The sequence below is a fragment of the Shewanella sp. 10N.286.45.A1 genome (assembly GCF_041470405.1).
Lineage (GTDB): Bacteria > Pseudomonadota > Gammaproteobacteria > Enterobacterales > Shewanellaceae > Shewanella.
The window spans coordinates 1-17,627 of record NZ_JBFRMK010000268.1; the positions used below are offsets into that span (position 1 = coordinate 1).

A 17,627-nucleotide genomic window follows, 5' to 3' on the forward strand; every position below is an offset into this window, starting at 1 on the left:
TTAACTGACCGGCATTAACACTTCAGTGTTCCTTTTTTATTGCCAGCTCAAAGGTTTAATCCTTAGCCTTGACCGATGTTTTAATCACAACCATTGCAACTAACGCCTGTGCCAATAAGGTTAGGTTGTCTCGAACTAAACCTGGATTTTCAAAAACACCCAATCCAACAAGTTGTTTCAAACTGACAAGCAACCAAACAATCGCCCCTAACAGTAAAAAACTTCGAACAAAAAACGCCATTGCTTTGCCCCAATCACTAAATGTTGTAGTCAGTATTTATTTTGAGCATAACACACTGTTCATTTACTGAGCAGCCAATAACTTGACAGTGACAATTTTAAGTCACATTTAGCTTTAGCTACTTAAGCATTAAGTTAACGAAAATTAATCATTCGACTTACTCAGGTTACCCTACTGCGATCAACAGCAAACCCAAAACCACAACAATACATACCACTAGTAATTACATAAAAATAAGTCCGAAACACTACAAAAAACCAAAAAACACACGGCTTGAATCACGGTTTTAATAAAACCTTGAACTAGATAACGGTTGCGTTCTGTTTTTCACTGTGGTCTGATCGCCGCGCTCTATCAAGGAAAGCTTAAATAGTTAGCCAAACAATTTGGAAATGTGAATGTCTTAGGCATTGCATGAGTTAGGTTCAAAGCGCATTAAGATTAGAAGCGGATAACACTTTTGAATTGATACGTTCTGGAGCTGGACTGCGTAAAGCCTTCGTCAATGGATTTTAATACGCTGTATCTTGGTTTATAGATTTTGGGAAGATCCTCTCCATAACCTTAATCGATAGCTTGCAACAGTAAATTGACTCCGCACAAAACTCTACTTTCCAAAGCGCTACGCTATCTTTCTTAGTAGCAGAATAATACTGATTTCAGTATCCAATATAAAAATCGCCTGTGAGTCGCCCTATGTTGTACGCATTTCTAATATCGCTAGCAGTACTTGCGTTGTTAAGTATTGTGTTTGAAGAAGTTACCCATCTCAATAAAGCTAAAACAACCCTATTTTTCGGATGTATCTCTTGGATTGCACTTTTTATGGCCGCTGGAGATCCTGGCCATGAGAAGTTAATCGAAGAGCAGCTAAACGAAAACTTGCTTGAAATAGCCACATTATGGTTATTCCTTATGTCGACAATGACATTTGTCGCTTACCTCAATGCAAAGGGTATGATCCAAATACTGGTACAAAAGCTATTCCCACAACGAGTCTCTGTGCGGATGTTAATGTTGCAAGTCGCACTGTTTTCTCTGGTGCTTTCAGCCATCTGTGACAACGTGACAGCAACCTTAGTATCTTTAGGATTACTGACCACCTTTAAGCTCGATAAACAGATGCGCCGACGTATGGCTGTGCTGATAATCTTCGCTGTTAACTCTGGCGGAGTAGCACTCATTACTGGTGACGTGACCACATTGATGATTTTCCTTGGCGGCCATGTACATATGTCTGAACTACTGCTGTTATTTGTACCGGCTGCTGTTAGCGTCATGCTGCTTGCAGTGCTTTTCTCGCTAAAGGCTGAAGGGGAAGTGAGCACCACGCCGATTAAAAGAGAGGTGCGTTCAGTCGATATAATTATCGCGGTGATTTTCTTCAGCACCATTGTGCTGACCATGGCACTCAATATCTTGTTTGGGATCCCTCCGGTGTTAACTTTCTTAACCGGCTTGTCGGTAATGTTCCTCGTGGGTCATACGACTCGCAGCAACAAAGAGGAGTTGCAGATTTTGGAGTATATTCGCCAAGTAGAATACGACACCTTGTTATTCTTCTTAGGCATTTTATTGCTAGTGGGGATGCTGAAAGAAATTGGCACTCTTGACCTGCTCACTCAGGTCTATTCTCAGTTCGATCCTAATATATCAAACTTTGTAGCAGGTATAGGTTCAGCACTGCTCGATAACGTGCCACTAACAGCTGCTTTGTTAAAGGCCGAACCCGTACTTAATACCCCTGAATGGCTAGGGTTAACTTACTCTGTGGGTGTGGGTGGTTCACTGCTGGTCATTGGTTCCGCCGCAGGCATTATCGCCATGAGCAAAGTGAAAGAGTTAACCTTTGTTAGCTACCTTAAGTTTGTACCCGCGCTTGCACTTTGTTATAGCGTAGGTTATGGCCTTACTTTACTGTTGGCTTACCATTTCTATGGTTAATACCAAACTAAAAAAGGCCTAACAGTTTTTAGGCCTTTTTTATGGTTTGAGTTCAATACACACCTTACCGAAACTTCATCGTTAAATGGCGGGGACTTTAAACTCAGTCCCTTCAATGGACAGAACCACATCACGCGGACGGATCTCGACGATAGTTAACTTCCCTTGGATCATATCGCCCTGTTGCAGCTCTTTGCCATCGACATTCAACCAACGATTATCTGCGACACTTGAATAGACATGTGCATTAATATTGAATTCAGGCACTTGTAGTTGAAGCCCTGCTGGCAACTGCCCGTACTTAGGGATGGCATCCGATTTTGGGGTGGTCGGAATAGGATCTAAGTCAGGTTGCGTGACTGGTGTTGCTACCGCGTTTTCACGCTCAACTTCTTTTAGCGCGGCTTCAAATGCAGCCACTAGGTTATTATTATTTTGTGGTTTAGGTTGCCTATCCAAACCGACATCAGCCGCAGCAAGATCAACTTCATACTGCAGCGATGCCAGCATATCTTGGCCACGTTGGTTCGCATTAGCGCCTAAAATAATCGGCTCTGCATCACCACTGTTTGATTTAGTGCTTTCAACCCTATTGGCCGTATCTGCTTCAACACTTTTCTGCGCTTCTAGCACCGCTGCTAATAAGCCTTGCTGCTCATTCTTACCCGAACTGCCAGAGTTATCGACAATCTCGTTTACACTCACAGATTGTCGTTGGTAGCTAGATACATCTGCTATTGGCATCGCCTGCGCGACAGGTAACGCTACCTTTCCGGCAAGCTTAACGCCAGCGGCATTAAATGACAGCTCACTGCTCACAGTCTGCGCCGTCTGTTGTTGAGTTTCAATTTGCGGCGTATTGCCGATGGTTTGTTGAGCATTTTGGCTGTTAACCGCAGGTTTTAGCAGTACTTGACTCAAAATCCAAGCTAGCCCAATAACGAACAAAAACAAGCTAGCAAAAAGCGCTATAGTTTTTGCTGCTCGATATTCATTATTATGCGTTTGGTACGGTGCGCGCGGCGTCAAAACAACATCATGCTGGATAGCTTGTGATTGCTGCTTATCCCGCGTGACAGCGTCAAGTAAAATAGACATTAATACAACCTCTTAGATTGACCTAAGCGTGGGCCAATATCACTTAAGTAGAGGTTGAGCTGGACCAATGTTTGCGCCCCTGCAATTCCGTCTGCTCGCAGTCCATGCTGACGTTGAAACGCTTTTACTTTTTGCTCAAGATGACTGTCAAATTCGCTGACTAACCTTGGTGAAGACTCATTGATTATCGCTAAACTATTCTCTAGCCATTGCAGTTGCGCCTGATTGGCTGACTTACCGATTTCGTTGACCTGGCTCTTTGGCGCTTGCCATAAGATCTCAAATGTTCCACTAAAGTGACGAGTAAACCAATCGCGTTTAACCCACAATTGCTGCTCGTTAAGCTGCAATAGTATTTGCTCACCTTGTCTCGCAACCACTGTGCCGTAAAATGCTTGTTGCTGCTCATCAACTAGATAAACAACGGCAGGAAAATTCAATCTCACAATTGAATTCCAATTGCCCTGCTGTTGATAACAAGAGAGTCCCTGCTGCTTCGCCGACTGACAAGCCGTTAAACCTATATAGGGTGTTTTCCCCCATAGACCTAATATGCTGGCATAGGCATTATCAATATCACGGCTTTGCGCTATTGCACTTTTAAGTACTCGTTGACTACTGTCTAGCTTGGGAGCTGTCGCTACTGCCGGTTTGTTACTGGCTTGCGCAGTATCAGCCTTGCTGACTAAATGCGTCGCATCTTGGCTAAAGAGATAAAATGCGCCACTAAAGGTCAACACTAATGCCGCAGCAACTCCAGCCGGTAACCAAATATTACGCTTTTCAGGCTCCTCACCTAAAACTTCAACAGATGCCATATTGATCATTTTGTTGTCAATTGGCACTTTAGACTGGCCGTAACTGGCCATAAGAGCACGTTCACACAACAAGTTGATAAGTCTTGGGATCCCGCCGCTGTGTTTATGGAGGGCTTTTACTGCACTTTTGTGAAATAGTGGTTCATGACGTCCGGCTACTTGCAATCTGTGCTGCACATATAGCGCAACCTCTTCAACGGTAAGCGGCAACAAATGGTAACGCGCTGTGATACGTTGAGCTAACTGTCGCAGTTCCTGACGTTTAAGCAACTGTTGCAGTTCAGGCTGCCCAATTAAAATAACTTGCAGCAGTTTTTTAGTATCGGTTTCTAAGTTGGTTAGTAACCTTAGCTGCTCAAGCACTTCTGCTTTAAGGTGCTGTGCTTCGTCAATAATAAGAACGGTATTGCGCCCTTTACTGTGGTTATCGAGAAGAAAGGTACTTATGCGGTCAGTCAGCTGCTTTAAGGTTGGCGACTCACCGTAACTTATCTTTAATTCATCACATAGAGTCGCGAGTAACTCTAGCTCAGTTAAGGCTGGATTTAAGATAAAGGCAGTATCTGTGTTCTCAGGTAGCTGATTAAGCAAACAGCGTGATACCGTTGTCTTACCGGTCCCCACTTCCCCCGTCAACAATACAAAGCCTCCAGTCTCACCTAAACCATAGGTTAGGTGTGCCAGTGCTTCTCTGTGACGGTCACTTAAAAATAGATAATGAGGGTTAGGTGCAATCGAAAATGGATTGTCTTTTAACCCGAAAAAAGCCTTATACATACCGCTTTCAATCCTTTTTTAGAGCCACTCATCGACCACGATGGGCATGATGAGTCGCTCTGCAGTTATTCAAACGCTTTGATGCTCGCAAGCGACCCTCTTATGGGCGATAAGCGTATCAGCAAACACTTTGCGTAATGACAGAAATGTAGAAATTGCACTCACGTTAAAGCCAAGCACAACCGTTGTCAAAACTTGCTACAACTTAAACGGCTAAAGTAAGAGGTCTATCGTGGCTGATTTTGACACCGAACATCAATTTATCCATGCTAAACTAGCACTTATGTCCATAAATGAGCGTTACTGTGAAAATTTACCTTGTTGGCGGCGCTGTCCGCGATAGTTTGTTAAACCTACCAATTAAAGATCGTGATTATATGGTGGTTGGCGCGACACCAGAGCAGATGCTAGCTCAAGGTTATAAGCAGGTCGGCAAAGACTTTCCAGTATTCTTGCATCCGAAAACTCAACAAGAGTATGCACTCGCTAGAACAGAGCGAAAAACCGCTGCCGGATATGGTGGTTTTAGTGTGGATGCCGCGCCAAGTGTCACCCTTGAACAAGATCTGCTTCGAAGAGATTTAACAGTCAATGCTATTGCTGAAGATGATGCTGGAAATAGATATGACCCATTCAATGGGATTAACGATATTAATAATCGGATCTTAAGGCATGTTTCAGATGCTTTTATAGAAGATCCGTTGCGTGTTTTACGAGTAGCCCGCTTTGCAGCTCGATTCCATAGCCTTGGCTTTAGCATCGCAGACGAGACAAAGACACTAATGGCTAAGATAAGCCAAAGTGGCGAACTCGAAGCGTTAACCGCTGAACGAGTCTATATCGAACTCGATAAAGCATTGTCATCCGATGCACCACAGGTTTTCTTTAGCGTACTTAAGGAGTGCAGTGCATTAACCGTGTTGTTTCCAGAGATTGATGCGCTTTTTGGTGTACCACAACCCGAACAATGGCATCCAGAAATCGACTCAGGAGTGCACACCTTAATGGTGCTTGAGCAAGCAGCTAAGCTATCTAACGATAACGCCGTGCGCTTTGCTTCATTAGTGCATGATCTTGGTAAAGCGTTAAGTCCAAAAGAGACACTGCCAAAACACCATGGTCATGGTCAGAAAGGCTTACCTCTTATTAAGGCGCTTTGTGAGCGTTTTAGGGTTCCTAATGAATACCGTGACCTTGCATTACTGGTTAGCGATCAGCATCAGAATATCCATAACGCCTATGAGCTTAGAGCCGAAACCATAGTGAAGCTTTTTGATAAAGCAGATTTTTGGCGTAAGCCACATCGTCTTCAGCAATTACTACTCAGCTGTGAAGCGGATGCTAAAGGTCGCACCGGTTTTGAACTTTCCCCCTACCCTCAAGCTAGCTACATTCTGCAATGTTTTAAAGCGGCGGCCGATGTTGCAGTGAAGGACATAATTGATGCAGGCTATAAAGGTGCGGAGATCAGATTGCAACTTACCGCGCAGCGTATTGAAGCAGTGCGAGAAATAAAACGAGATCTCGAAAAATAGGAAAAATACAAAAAATTCAGCAAATATCTATATTAATGGTCTAGTATTATATTTGTGTTACTTAGCATAAAAATTGCACTTAGCTTGCATTTGAGCAAATATTCGCTAAGGTATTCAGACCTTAGCACTAAAATGCATAGCAAAAAATTTTTTCTATGACATAATTAGACTGTTCAGTTGTTATGTGCAGCTGTGCTTATTTAATCCAACCTAAATATAGGGAATTCCCGATGAATAAAAAAGTACTTATGATTGCTGGTGTAGCAATGACTGCCCTTCTAGGTGGCTGTGCAAACACTACTGCTCTTGAAGAAAGCGTTGCAAACCTAGGTAACAAAGTTGACCAGCTTTCAGCTGAAGTAAGCTCTCTAAAATCTGATCAAGGTAAACTGTCTGCAGACATCAATGATGCAAAAGCAGCAGCTATGGACGCACAAGCAGAAGCTAAGCGTGCTAACGACCGTATCGACAACGTAGCGTCTTCTTACAAGAAGTAATTACGTTTAGGAACTAATCTATTTTTCAATAGGTTAACTCCAAAGGCTTGGTTTATGGTGAACAAATGTGACACGCATAGTGACACACACCAAACCAAGCCTTAAATTTATCTGCAGTCCCCTCCGTCTCATATCAACCAAAATCCAGATATAAAAAAGCGCCCAAATATGGACGCCTAATTCAACCAAGCTTTAGTGCGACTAGCTTTGAATATTGACGGGTATACCATTTTGAGTCAGTAAGGCGTCATTAGCTTTGGTGTAATCAACATCCTCTTGCCCAATAAATTCAACCACATCACGATTCATCTCAATCACACGATTGCTTTGCCCTTCAGATTCAGACAAAGGCGAATGTACTTCTATGATTTGTCGACCATCAGGTTCAGTTGAGGTTTTAACGGTCTGGTTAATAACAGTGACGGAGTCACCATACTTAACTTTATTAAAGAGCCACTCGATATCATCAGGGTTTAAACGGATACAACCCGCACTGACTCGCATGCCAATTCCAAAGTCCTTATTGGTTCCATGGATCAAGTAGCTTCCGTCACCATAAGAAAGCTGAATAGCGTATTTACCTAATGGATTATCAGGGCCTGCCAATACCACTCTTGGCAACTCCTCACCGCGCTCCTCTAAATGCTCTTTGCGGATACTCGCCGGTGGTGTCCAGCTTGGGTTAGGGATCCGAGATTTTATCCGAGTCACCATCTCTGGCGTCTCTCGGCCTATTCGACCTATACCAACAGGAAATACGTGCACTTCCTGACCACCTTTAGGAAAGTAGTACAATCTCAGCTCAGCTAAGTTAATAACCACCCCTTTATGCGGAACGTCAGGCAACAACATCTGGGTTGGGATTAATAAACGCGTACCAGGTCTTGGTAAAAATGGATCAACACCTGGGTTGGATTCCATTAACTCCAAAATACCTATGTTGTATTGTTTAGAGATGGTTTGAAAATAATCGCCCTTTGCTACTACATGCTCTTGTAACTCACCCACGAGACGACTTCCGTCTTGCGGGATCTGATACACGTTAGCAAATGAAACTAGCGGTAAAGCAGCTAAGATGAACAACAGCAATGTACGCATCATCAGTATATAAAATTCCATTAGGTTGAATAAACCAAGATTACCCTGAGCGACAACTATTTTCTAGTCATCAAATTAATCACAAAATCTATCTCTAGTGAATCGAACTTAGCCTGTTGAATATGATGGCGCGTATTGTCGTTGGCGCGCCAAGCATAAGGCGTCATTTCAAGTAACGCTATTGCTTGCTCACCGGAAACACTCACCTTAATCGACAGTCGCTCACTCTGGACTAGCTCAAGCTCTTTTGGCAAATTATGGTTAACAGGTTTTTCAGTCAGATCTGGATAGATAAACTCTCTTATCTGCCACAAATGTCTAGGGCCTGCTGCCACCTGTAATAAAATCCCATCTTGCTTGAGCACTCGCGTTAACTCTTTACCTTTAAGCTGCTTGTCAATTAAGGTCACTAAATCAAAGCTTTCATCTTTAATTGGCAAGTGCTTTAAGTTTGACACGATATAAGTCGGTCCACTTTGCGACTTAGCTGCAGCAAAAATAGCGTTCTCAGCTTCAGAGATCCCAGTTTGCTCAACAGCAATATCAGGTTGTTGCTCAGCAAGAATGTCCTTAACCGTTCTCAAAAAATAACCTTCACCGCAGTCGTAATCTAACTGAGACAGCGACTTACCTGCTGAAAAGTGAGGTAAGCTCCCAATCATCTCTGCCAGTTTTTGTGCTAGTGGTACATAAATTCCAGATTCAAGTACATAGCGTTTAGCACGCATCACAGCTCTTGAATCAATTTTAGGCTTTTTAACCTGGCCAAAGAGCCAGTATCCCTGCTCATTTTTGTCAAAGTGATGCTTATTCTCACAATGTAGCCCTTTAGACTCTTCATGTACCATTAAGTCTGATTGGCATATTGGGCAAAGATAAATACTGTTCATAACACGCTCACGATTCAAATAATTAAGTCTAGCTTTACAGGAAGATAAAGCCACACAGGACGGCGCCTAGCGCTAATCGGTAGATCACAAATGGTGTCATGCCCATTTTACTAATAATCTTCAAGAAGTAATGGATACACACATAAGCGGCTGCAAATGACACCACGATGCCTAACCCCAGAGCTTGATAATCAATAGCTTGACCACTTGAAATCAGATCTTTCGTCACCAAAATAGCCGCTCCGAGGCTCACAGGTACCGACATCAAAAATGAGAATCTTGCCGCTGCTTCACGACTAAGCCCAAGCATAAGTGCTGCAGTAATTGTAGCGCCTGAACGCGACGTCCCCGGAATAAGCGCCATAGCTTGAGCGATACCAATAACTAACGCTTTTTTCCAACCGACTTGGAATTCATTAAAACCTTGACGCTGCATCTTATCTGCCCACCAAAGCAGCAAGCCAAAAATGATAGTCGTTGCAGCGATCACTTCAATATTTCGCAAATACGTTTCAATAAAGCCTTTGGCAGTAAAACCAACAATTACCGCTGGAATGGTGGCCAATATAATCCACCAAGACAACTTACTCTCTTGGGTCTGTTTGCCGCTGGCGATACTGCCAGTCCAAGCCATAAACATAGAAAACAATTCTTTTCGGAAATACATTACCACGGCGAGTAATGACCCCGTATTCACTGCCACATCAAAAGATAACCCTTGATCCTGCCAATCTAATAATTGCGCCGGTAAGATCAGATGTGCAGAGCTTGAGATCGGTAAAAACTCGGTGAGGCCTTGAATTAGCGCCAATATAATCACCTGAAACGTGTCCATAACTATCCTATTTTAAAAAGCGACTTAAGCAGACCAATTGAACTCAATAGGCCATAATTTTTGTTGTGATTTATCGTATTCGTTCCAGAGCGACTGATATGATTCCAAAACAACAGGATGTTGAAGCTCTGGGGCTATCTCAGCTAACGGCCAAAGCACAAATGCGTTGTATAAGATTTCGGCACGGGGCAGTTCTATCGGCTTCTGACAAACGATGTCATTATAAAGCAGTAGATCAAGATCTAAGGTTCTTGCAGCAAACTTTTTAGCGCCCACTACGCGACCATGATCTTGTTCAATTTGTTTGAATCTCGCGACGACGTCTTCAATTGATAATTCGGTTTCGGCTGCAACCACCATATTAAGGAAGTTAGTCCCATCAAAGCCTACAGCTTCGCTTTCAAAAACCGATGACAGCACTAGCTCATCAAAATGATAATCCAAATCAATTAATGCAGCCTTAAGGTAGCGAACTGGCTCAATATTGCTACCTAAACTGATGTAGATCTTGGCCATTTATGCATGACCTCTTTCTATCTCGACACCAACAGCAACAGCAGTAGGTACTGCCCCAGGTTTCATCACTTTGACTTTAACCCAAGGTACATTGAACTCACTCATCACACAGCTAGCAACCAACTCAGCAACAGTTTCAATTAGCTCTATAGGCTTTTCAGTGATTAGCGCAGTGAGTCGATTCGATACTGTTTCATAGCAAAGCGCGTTCTCGTAGGCATCGCTTGCCGCTGCCAAACGATTATCCCACGCCATATCTAAATCCAGTAACAAGGTTTGATGGATCTGTTTTTCCCATTCATAGATCCCAATAACGGTTTCTATTTTAAGTTCTCTAATCAGTACTTTATCCATGTTTTCTCCAAAACCTTAATCATTGCCACTGAGGTCTGATAAGCTAAAACGAACAAAAAGGATATAATCCGTCGCAAAGCTGAGATATTGCTCTATGGCTCTTTCGAACAAGAACAAATCCAAGTAGGATAAGTTCTCGTAAATAAAGAATTAATAAAAACAGCCGCTTTTATAGCAAGGTAGCTAATAGAGATATTCAAAGCTGTTTTTATGCTCCCATTCACTGCCAAACCCATAAGGCTGTCAGTTGAATATAAAGAGCATTTTTTTGTGTGGCGCGATAATACCCTAAGACGGATAAGGAAACCAATTTGACCACAATAGCACTAACAATATTAATGATAATGGGCGCCTATTTGGCAGGCTCAATATCGAGTGCTGTTCTTGTGTGTAAAATGCGTGGCTTGCCCGACCCTAGAACGGAAGGTTCGGGAAACCCCGGAGCCACCAATGTGCTGCGCATAGGCGGTGCAAGTTCTGCAGCACTCGTGTTATTTTTTGATATGCTCAAAGGAGCAGCTCCCACTTACCTAGCTTTTAGATTAGGCGTTGATCCAATCTCTTTAGGGTTAATTGCTATAGCCGCCTGCCTAGGCCATATCTTTCCAATATTCTTTGGCTTTAAAGGTGGCAAAGGAGTGGCAACGGCTTTTGGTGCTATGGCGCCAATTGGTCATTTTTTAGCACTATACCTAATGCTCACTTGGGCTATCATAGTCTTAATCACTCGCTACTCCTCTTTTGCTGCTATTTGCACAGCACTGCTCGCACCTGTTTATACTTGGTGGCTCGACGACAGATTTACCATTCCTGTGGCGATGCTTTCAACACTTATCGTGATCCGTCACCGTGACAATATTAAACGCCTGTTAAAAGGTGAAGAATCTAAAGTGTCTCGTAAAAGGCGTAATAAAAGCCTATAAAAATATCACCTTACGTGGCAAAGGCCATAAAAAAACGGCGCCAGTAGCGCCGTTTTTATATTGATAGCCAGTAGTTAATCGACAGGTTCTAAAGTATCCAGCGGCCATCTTGGCTGACCTTTAACAGCAAGATCATCAGTCTGCCCTGCTTTCAAGCGCTGCAGGCCCGCATAAGCGATCATTGCGCCATTATCAGTACAAAACTCGCCACGTGGATAAAACACCTTACCACCAAGGTTAGTCATCATTTCAGCTAATTGAGCGCGTAGACGGGTATTGGCACTTACTCCCCCAGCAATCACTAAACGCTGGTAACCCGTTTGCTTCAAGGCTCGCTTACATTTTATGGCTAAGGTATCAACCACCGCCTCTTCAAAGGCACAAGCGATGTTAGCTCTTGTCTGCTCGTCGTTTGGTTCTGCCGCAATGGTATTTGCTGCAAATGTCTTAAGCCCTGAGAAACTAAAATTAAGTCCAGGCTTATCTGTCATCGGTCTTGGGAAACGATAGCTATTAGCCACACCTTTAGCAGCCAATTTCGACAATCTCGGTCCACCAGGATAATCAAGCCCCATTAACTTAGCAGTCTTATCAAACGCTTCGCCTGCTGCATCATCTACAGACTCACCTAAAACCTCATAACGACCAATTCCTTCAACGCCCACAAGCATTGAATGACCACCCGATACTAATAACGCAAGAAATGGAAATTCAGGTACGTCATCTTCAAGCATTGGCGCCAGCAAATGCCCTTCCATGTGATGTACACCTATTGCCGGCTTGTCCCATGAAAACGCTAACGCGCGACCGACACAAGCACCTACAAGCAAGGCACCAATAAGCCCCGGGCCTTTGGTGTAAGCAATACCGTCAATATCTTCTATGGTCATATCGGCATCAGCTAACGCTTGACGGATCAGCGGCACGATTTTGCGAACATGATCACGAGACGCCAGCTCAGGAACGACGCCACCGTAATCGGCGTGCAATTTAACCTGACTATATAAGGTATGTGATAGAAGCCCTTTCTCGTCATCGTAAACGGCTATCCCAGTTTCATCACAAGATGTCTCTATTCCTAAAACCCGCATTGTTTCTCATCTTTACTTCATATATATTGCCGACAATTCTACCTGCTGTGCTTTAATTACTCCATAGCACAACCGCCATCTAAGTCGATTATTAGCGAATAGACATCATTCTGATCACTAATAAGGGTTTACAACAGGGGGCGAGTCGGTATAGAATTCCGCACCATTTTTAAATTATCTGAGTCAAGTAATTGTCTCAATACAACCTACACCTAAGGGGTGATGGCGTATGCCAATTATTAAAGTACGTGAAAACGAACCATTCGACGTAGCTCTTCGTCGTTTCAAGCGCTCTTGTGAAAAAGCTGGTATCTTAGCTGACGTTCGCGCTCGTGAATTCTACGAGAAGCCAACTACTGCACGTAAACGTGCTAAAGCCGCTGCTATCAAGCGTCTTGCTAAGAAGCTTTCTCGCGAAAACGCACGTCGCGTACGTTTATACTAATCTCATTATGAGCCTAATTGATCAGCTAAAAGAGCAAATGAAAGCCGCCATGCGTGCCAAACAAAAGGTACGCTTGGGGACTATTCGTATGGCACTAGCGGCCATCAAACAAATTGAAGTGGATACCCGCGAATCTTTGAATGATGACCAAGCTATAGCGGTCTTAACCAAAATGGTTAAACAGCGTCGTGATTCTATTGCTCAATATGCAGCAGCAGGACGTGACGAATTAGCACAAATTGAAGCAGATGAAATTCAAGTACTTGAAGAGTTTCTGCCTCAACCTCTTACTGAAGAGGAAATTGTTGTGCTAGTTGATGCAAGCATCTCTGAGATGGGCGCATCCTCCATGGCGGACATGGGTAAAGTAATGGGATCATTAAAACCTAAAGTAATGGGCAGAGCAGATATGGCGGCAATTGGCGCTATGATCCGTGCAAAACTCAAGTAGTTTTAGTTTTAATGATGAATAAGCCGTGCTTTTGCGCGGCTTGTTTGTTTTCGATTTTCTCTATTTTAACTTCACGAAATTAAAGGCGGCATTTAACAACACTAATGGCGATACCTCGTGATTTTATCAATGAGCTAGTAGCTCGCACTGACATTGTCGACTTAATCGACCCTAAAGTGCCCCTAAAGAAGGCGGGTAAAAACCACTCTGCCTGTTGTCCTTTTCATAGCGAAAAATCTCCCTCTTTCACCGTTAGTAGAGACAAGCAGTTTTACCATTGTTTTGGCTGCGGCGCACACGGAAATGTTATTGATTTTGTCATGGAATATGACCGACTTGATTTCGTGGATGCAATTGAAGAACTCGCTGGACAGTTAGGGTTAGAAGTTCCTCAGGAACAAGGTACTGGTAAGCCTCGCAATCAAGAGCTTAGTCGTGATTTATACCAACTGATGGAAGAGTCGAGCTTATTCTTTCAAAGTCAGTTAAGACAACACCCAGATAAACAAAAAGTGCTTGATTACTTAGCCCATCGTGGGCTTTCAAAAGAGGTAGTCGAACATTTTAATATTGGTTTTGCTCCCGATGGATGGGACGGTTTATTAAGCCGATATCGTCAGAACCAAGATTCACAGAACAAGCTACTCACTGCCGGCATGGTCATCGAGAATGACAGCGGTAAGCGCTATGACAGGTTTCGCGATCGATTAATGTTCCCGATTAGGGACAGACGCGGCCGAGTTATTGGCTTTGGTGGCAGAGTTTTAGGAGAAGGTACGCCAAAGTACTTGAATTCTCCAGAAACGCCCATATTTCATAAGGGCAATGAGCTTTATGGATTATATGAGCTAAAACAGCGTCATCGTGATCCACAACAAGTGCTGATTGTTGAAGGCTATATGGACGTGGTTGCTCTAGGGCAATTTGGCGTCGACTATGCCGTTGCGTCGTTAGGTACTTCAACTACCGCTGATCAATTTCAGCTGTTACTGCGTAGTGCAAAAGAAGTTATCTGTTGTTATGACGGCGACAAAGCAGGTAAAGAAGCTGCTTGGCGTGCACTTGAAACCGCACTGCCCTTGTTAAAACCTGGCAATCAAGTTCGCTTCATGTTTCTACCTGAAGGCGAAGATCCTGACACGCTAGTGAGACAAATCGGTAAAGAAAAGTTCGAACAGAATATTAGCCAAGCCATGGCACTTCCAGAGTTCCTCTTTGAGAACTTAGCGAAAAAATTTGGTAAAGAAGACAAAAGTGTTTTGGCAAAAAATGCCATTAAACTGATAGAAAAAGTGCAAGACACTGTATTGCAGAGTCTGCTGCTTGAAGATTTAGCACACAAGCTAAGAATGAACGGTGCTGATGAGCTTAAACGAAAATTTAACTTTTCGACTAAGACGGCCGATAAACCTAAACAGCACAAAGCGTTGAAAGGACGTGGTACCCCATTGCGACTAGCCATTGCATTGTTAGTACAGCATCCGCGCCTAGGTGAAAAATTACCTGAGCAACTCGCGCTAAAACACGTACAAATGCCAGGCATTGATTTGCTAGCCCTTGTACTAGATTTAACTCGCGGCAAAGTAATGAGCAGCGCACAACTACTTGAACAGTTCAGGGGCGATAATCAATTCAGCACCCTAAAAAAACTGACCCAATGGGATCATCAAGTGGCGGATGAAAACTTACTTAAAGAGTTAAAAGGCACCTTAGTGTGGTTAAACAATCAGTATCTGGAGCAACGCTACCAAGAGCTGAGTTTGAAAACTAACCTCACAAAAGATGAAAGATTACAGCTAAGCAAGCTAATTTCAGTGATTAAAAGTAAGGCATAGGTTCAAAATCCGCCTCAAAAGTAAACACTTGGACTAGCACAGTGAAGCACCGAAGGCTATAATTAACGACTTGCGTGGCCGTTTTTCGCCCGTCGTTTTAACTGTTTCCCAACTTGGATGATATCTATGGATCATACTCCGCAGTCGCAACTTAAATTGTTGCTTGCCAAAGGTAAAGAGCAAGGTTACTTAACCTACGCAGAAGTGAACGATCACCTACCTGCAGACATGGTCGACTCTGACCAGATCGAAGATATTATCCAGATGATCAATGACATGGGTATTCGAGTCTATGAACAGGCTCCGGATGCTGATGAAATCATGATGTCTGAAGACAGCACCGATGATGATGCTGCCGAAGAAGCTGCTGCCGCGTTAGCGACAGTGGAAGCTGAATTAGGTCGTACTACTGACCCAGTCCGCATGTACATGCGCGAAATGGGTACGGTTGAGCTACTGACCCGTGAAGGCGAGATTGTTATCGCCAAGCGTATTGAAGAAGGGATCAACACGGTTCAAGCTTCAGTTGCTGAATATCCACAAGCAATTGCCATGATCTTAGAGCAGTTCGATCGCTACGAAGCAGAGGAAGTTAGACTATCTGACATCATCTCTGGTTTCATCGATCCAAATGCCGAAGACGTTGCGCCAACTGCAACTCACGTTGGTTCTGAACTATCTGATGAAGAATTAGATGATGAAGACGATGAAGATGAAGATGATGACGAAGAGGAAGGTCCAAAAGGTCCTGATCCTGAAGAAGCTAAAGAGAAATTTACTACGCTTCGAGTCGCTCATGAAAGAGCATTAGAGATCATCTCTATCAAAGGTCGTGGCCACCCAGAGTCTACTGTAGCCCTTTTTGAAATCGGCGAAATCTTCAAAGAATTCCGCTTGATGCCTAAGCAGTTTGACCGCTTAGTAAAAAGCATGCGCGCAATGATGGATAAAGTTCGTGTTCAAGAGCGTTTGATCATGAAGCTTTGTGTTGAACAAGCGAAAATGCCTAAGAAAAACTTCGTTAAGGTATACACCAGCAACGAAAGTAGCATCGAATGGTTCAATGAAGAGCTAGCATCAGGCAAGCCATACGCAGAAGGCCTTAAAATGGTCGATTTCGATGTTCAGCGTTGCCGTGCAAAGCTTGACGCGATTGAAACTGAAACAGGTCTCGCCATTGGCGCGATTAAAGATATCAACCGTCGTATGTCTATCGGTGAAGCAAAAGCACGCCGAGCAAAGAAAGAGATGGTTGAAGCGAACTTACGTCTAGTAATTTCGATTGCTAAAAAGTACACCAACCGTGGCCTACAGTTCTTGGATCTCATTCAAGAAGGTAACATCGGTCTGATGAAAGCGGTAGATAAGTTCGAATACCGTCGTGGTTATAAGTTCTCAACTTATGCGACATGGTGGATCCGTCAGGCAATTACTCGTTCTATTGCTGACCAAGCAAGAACAATTCGTATCCCAGTACATATGATAGAGACGATCAACAAGCTAAACCGTATCTCTCGTCAAATGCTACAAGAGATGGGTCGTGAGCCATCACCTGAAGAGCTTGCTGAGCGCATGTTAATGCCTGAAGACAAGATCCGTAAGGTATTGAAGATTGCTAAAGAACCTATCTCAATGGAAACACCAATTGGTGACGATGAAGATTCGCACTTAGGTGACTTTATCGAAGATACGACGCTTGAGTTACCACTAGACTCAGCGACTGGCGAAAGCTTACGTAATGCAACACATGAAGTTCTTGCTGGCCTAACTGCCCGCGAAGCGAAAGTATTGCGTATGCGTTTTGGTATCGACATGAACACCGACCACACGTTAGAAGAAGTGGGTAAGCAGTTTGATGTAACGCGTGAGCGTATTCGTCAAATTGAAGCTAAAGCGCTACGTAAGTTGCGTCACCCTTCTCGCTCAGAGATTTTGAAGTCGTTCCTAGACGAGTAGTCTTAAATAAAGAGACGAGTAGTCTTAGAAAAGAGACAAGTCGTCTCTAGATAGATTCAAAACTCATTGAAAAAGCTGCCTCATGGCAGCTTTTTTGTTTCTGCGCTTACTAATCGACTTAATATTGATTAACAGATAAGCAGTTGAACCATTAGAGTTAAAAACAGCGAAAAACTCAGGTGACAAGCGCTTTTAAACCTCGTATACTTCTATTCGCTTTCGGTAGTGACGACTATCCTAAGTCGGCCCCTTAGCTCAGTTGGTTAGAGCATACGACTCATAATCGTCAGGTCCCCAGTTCGAGTCTGGGAGGGGCCACCAAT

Annotated in this window: 17 protein-coding genes and 1 tRNA gene; 9 read left to right on the plus strand and 9 right to left on the minus strand. The window is 43.5% G+C overall.

What is annotated here, in order from left to right; all coding sequences use genetic code 11:
- Nucleotides 1-55 precede the first annotated feature (55 nt).
- Nucleotides 56-241, minus strand: coding sequence for a hypothetical protein (locus tag AB4238_RS18075; protein WP_372034703.1), 186 nt, complete (start codon nt 239-241; stop codon nt 56-58).
- A gap of 696 nt (nt 242-937) precedes the next feature.
- On the opposite strand from AB4238_RS18075, the gene nhaD reads away from it, so the two are divergent.
- Nucleotides 938-2,185 carry a sodium:proton antiporter NhaD gene (gene nhaD / locus AB4238_RS18080; RefSeq protein WP_372034704.1) on the plus strand — a complete coding sequence of 416 codons (1,248 nt, stop codon included), beginning with the start codon at nt 938-940 and terminating at the stop codon, nt 2,183-2,185.
- A gap of 81 nt (nt 2,186-2,266) precedes the next feature.
- On the opposite strand, the gene AB4238_RS18085 is transcribed toward nhaD, so the two are convergent.
- Together AB4238_RS18085 and AB4238_RS18090 are read right to left on the minus strand one after the other, a co-directional pair.
- Nucleotides 2,267-3,283, minus strand: coding sequence for a general secretion pathway protein GspB (locus AB4238_RS18085; protein WP_372034705.1), 1,017 nt, complete (start codon nt 3,281-3,283; stop codon nt 2,267-2,269).
- Nucleotides 3,283-4,878 (minus strand): AAA family ATPase, encoded by a 1,596-nt coding sequence (locus AB4238_RS18090; RefSeq protein ID WP_372034706.1) that lies wholly within the window; start codon nt 4,876-4,878, stop codon nt 3,283-3,285. The genes AB4238_RS18085 and AB4238_RS18090 overlap by 1 nt, the downstream gene beginning before the upstream one ends.
- 305 nt (nt 4,879-5,183) lie before the next feature.
- Here AB4238_RS18090 and AB4238_RS18095 point away from each other — a divergent pair, with 305 nt between their 5' ends.
- Nucleotides 5,184-6,413: a multifunctional CCA addition/repair protein gene (locus tag AB4238_RS18095; protein WP_372034707.1), complete on the plus strand. Its 1,230-nt coding sequence runs from the start codon at nt 5,184-5,186 to the stop codon at nt 6,411-6,413.
- Between the two features lie 230 nt (nt 6,414-6,643).
- Nucleotides 6,644-6,910: an Lpp/OprI family alanine-zipper lipoprotein gene (locus AB4238_RS18100; protein ID WP_372034708.1), complete on the plus strand. Its 267-nt coding sequence runs from the start codon at nt 6,644-6,646 to the stop codon at nt 6,908-6,910.
- Between the two features lie 201 nt (nt 6,911-7,111).
- Here AB4238_RS18100 and AB4238_RS18105 read toward each other — a convergent pair whose 3' ends face one another.
- From AB4238_RS18105 to folB, 5 genes are read right to left on the minus strand one after another with little or no spacing between them, the layout of a single operon-like run.
- A complete protein-coding gene (locus AB4238_RS18105) occupies nt 7,112-8,011 on the minus strand; it encodes a L,D-transpeptidase family protein (protein ID WP_372034717.1) in 900 nt (299 codons plus the stop codon).
- Nucleotides 8,012-8,064: 53 nt separating this feature from the next.
- Nucleotides 8,065-8,898 carry a putative RNA methyltransferase gene (locus tag AB4238_RS18110; RefSeq protein ID WP_372034709.1) on the minus strand — a complete coding sequence of 278 codons (834 nt, stop codon included), beginning with the start codon at nt 8,896-8,898 and terminating at the stop codon, nt 8,065-8,067.
- A gap of 34 nt (nt 8,899-8,932) precedes the next feature.
- The gene (locus tag AB4238_RS18115; protein ID WP_372034710.1) at nt 8,933-9,733 is read right to left on the minus strand and encodes an undecaprenyl-diphosphate phosphatase; all 801 of its coding nucleotides are present in this window, start codon (nt 9,731-9,733) and stop codon (nt 8,933-8,935) included.
- A gap of 24 nt (nt 9,734-9,757) precedes the next feature.
- Nucleotides 9,758-10,249, minus strand: a complete 492-nt coding sequence (folK, locus tag AB4238_RS18120; RefSeq protein ID WP_372034711.1) for a 2-amino-4-hydroxy-6-hydroxymethyldihydropteridine diphosphokinase — start codon at nt 10,247-10,249, stop codon at nt 9,758-9,760.
- Entirely contained in the window at nt 10,250-10,603 is a 354-nt protein-coding gene (gene folB / locus AB4238_RS18125; RefSeq protein ID WP_372034712.1) for a dihydroneopterin aldolase, read from the minus strand.
- Nucleotides 10,604-10,914: 311 nt separating this feature from the next.
- Here folB and plsY point away from each other — a divergent pair, with 311 nt between their 5' ends.
- Nucleotides 10,915-11,526 carry a glycerol-3-phosphate 1-O-acyltransferase PlsY gene (plsY, locus tag AB4238_RS18130; RefSeq protein ID WP_371990277.1) on the plus strand — a complete coding sequence of 204 codons (612 nt, stop codon included), beginning with the start codon at nt 10,915-10,917 and terminating at the stop codon, nt 11,524-11,526.
- Nucleotides 11,527-11,600: 74 nt separating this feature from the next.
- Here plsY and tsaD read toward each other — a convergent pair whose 3' ends face one another.
- On the minus strand, nt 11,601-12,617 hold the full coding sequence (tsaD, locus tag AB4238_RS18135) for a tRNA (adenosine(37)-N6)-threonylcarbamoyltransferase complex transferase subunit TsaD (RefSeq protein ID WP_372034713.1): 1,017 nt from the start codon (nt 12,615-12,617) through the stop codon (nt 11,601-11,603).
- A gap of 229 nt (nt 12,618-12,846) precedes the next feature.
- Here tsaD and rpsU point away from each other — a divergent pair, with 229 nt between their 5' ends.
- From rpsU to AB4238_RS18160, 5 genes are all read left to right on the plus strand, one after another.
- Nucleotides 12,847-13,062 carry a 30S ribosomal protein S21 gene (rpsU, locus tag AB4238_RS18140; RefSeq protein ID WP_020911290.1) on the plus strand — a complete coding sequence of 72 codons (216 nt, stop codon included), beginning with the start codon at nt 12,847-12,849 and terminating at the stop codon, nt 13,060-13,062.
- Between the two features lie 7 nt (nt 13,063-13,069).
- Complete coding sequence (locus tag AB4238_RS18145) at nt 13,070-13,513, plus strand: GatB/YqeY domain-containing protein (protein WP_372034714.1); 444 nt, start codon at nt 13,070-13,072, stop codon at nt 13,511-13,513.
- A 104-nt stretch (nt 13,514-13,617) separates the two neighbouring features.
- Nucleotides 13,618-15,348, plus strand: a complete 1,731-nt coding sequence (gene dnaG, locus AB4238_RS18150) for a DNA primase (RefSeq protein ID WP_372034715.1) — start codon at nt 13,618-13,620, stop codon at nt 15,346-15,348.
- A gap of 126 nt (nt 15,349-15,474) precedes the next feature.
- A complete protein-coding gene (gene rpoD, locus AB4238_RS18155; protein ID WP_372034716.1) occupies nt 15,475-17,304 on the plus strand; it encodes an RNA polymerase sigma factor RpoD in 1,830 nt (609 codons plus the stop codon).
- 244 nt (nt 17,305-17,548) lie between these two features.
- Nucleotides 17,549-17,625, plus strand: a tRNA-Ile gene (locus tag AB4238_RS18160).
- The last annotated feature ends 2 nt before the right edge of the window (nt 17,626-17,627 follow it).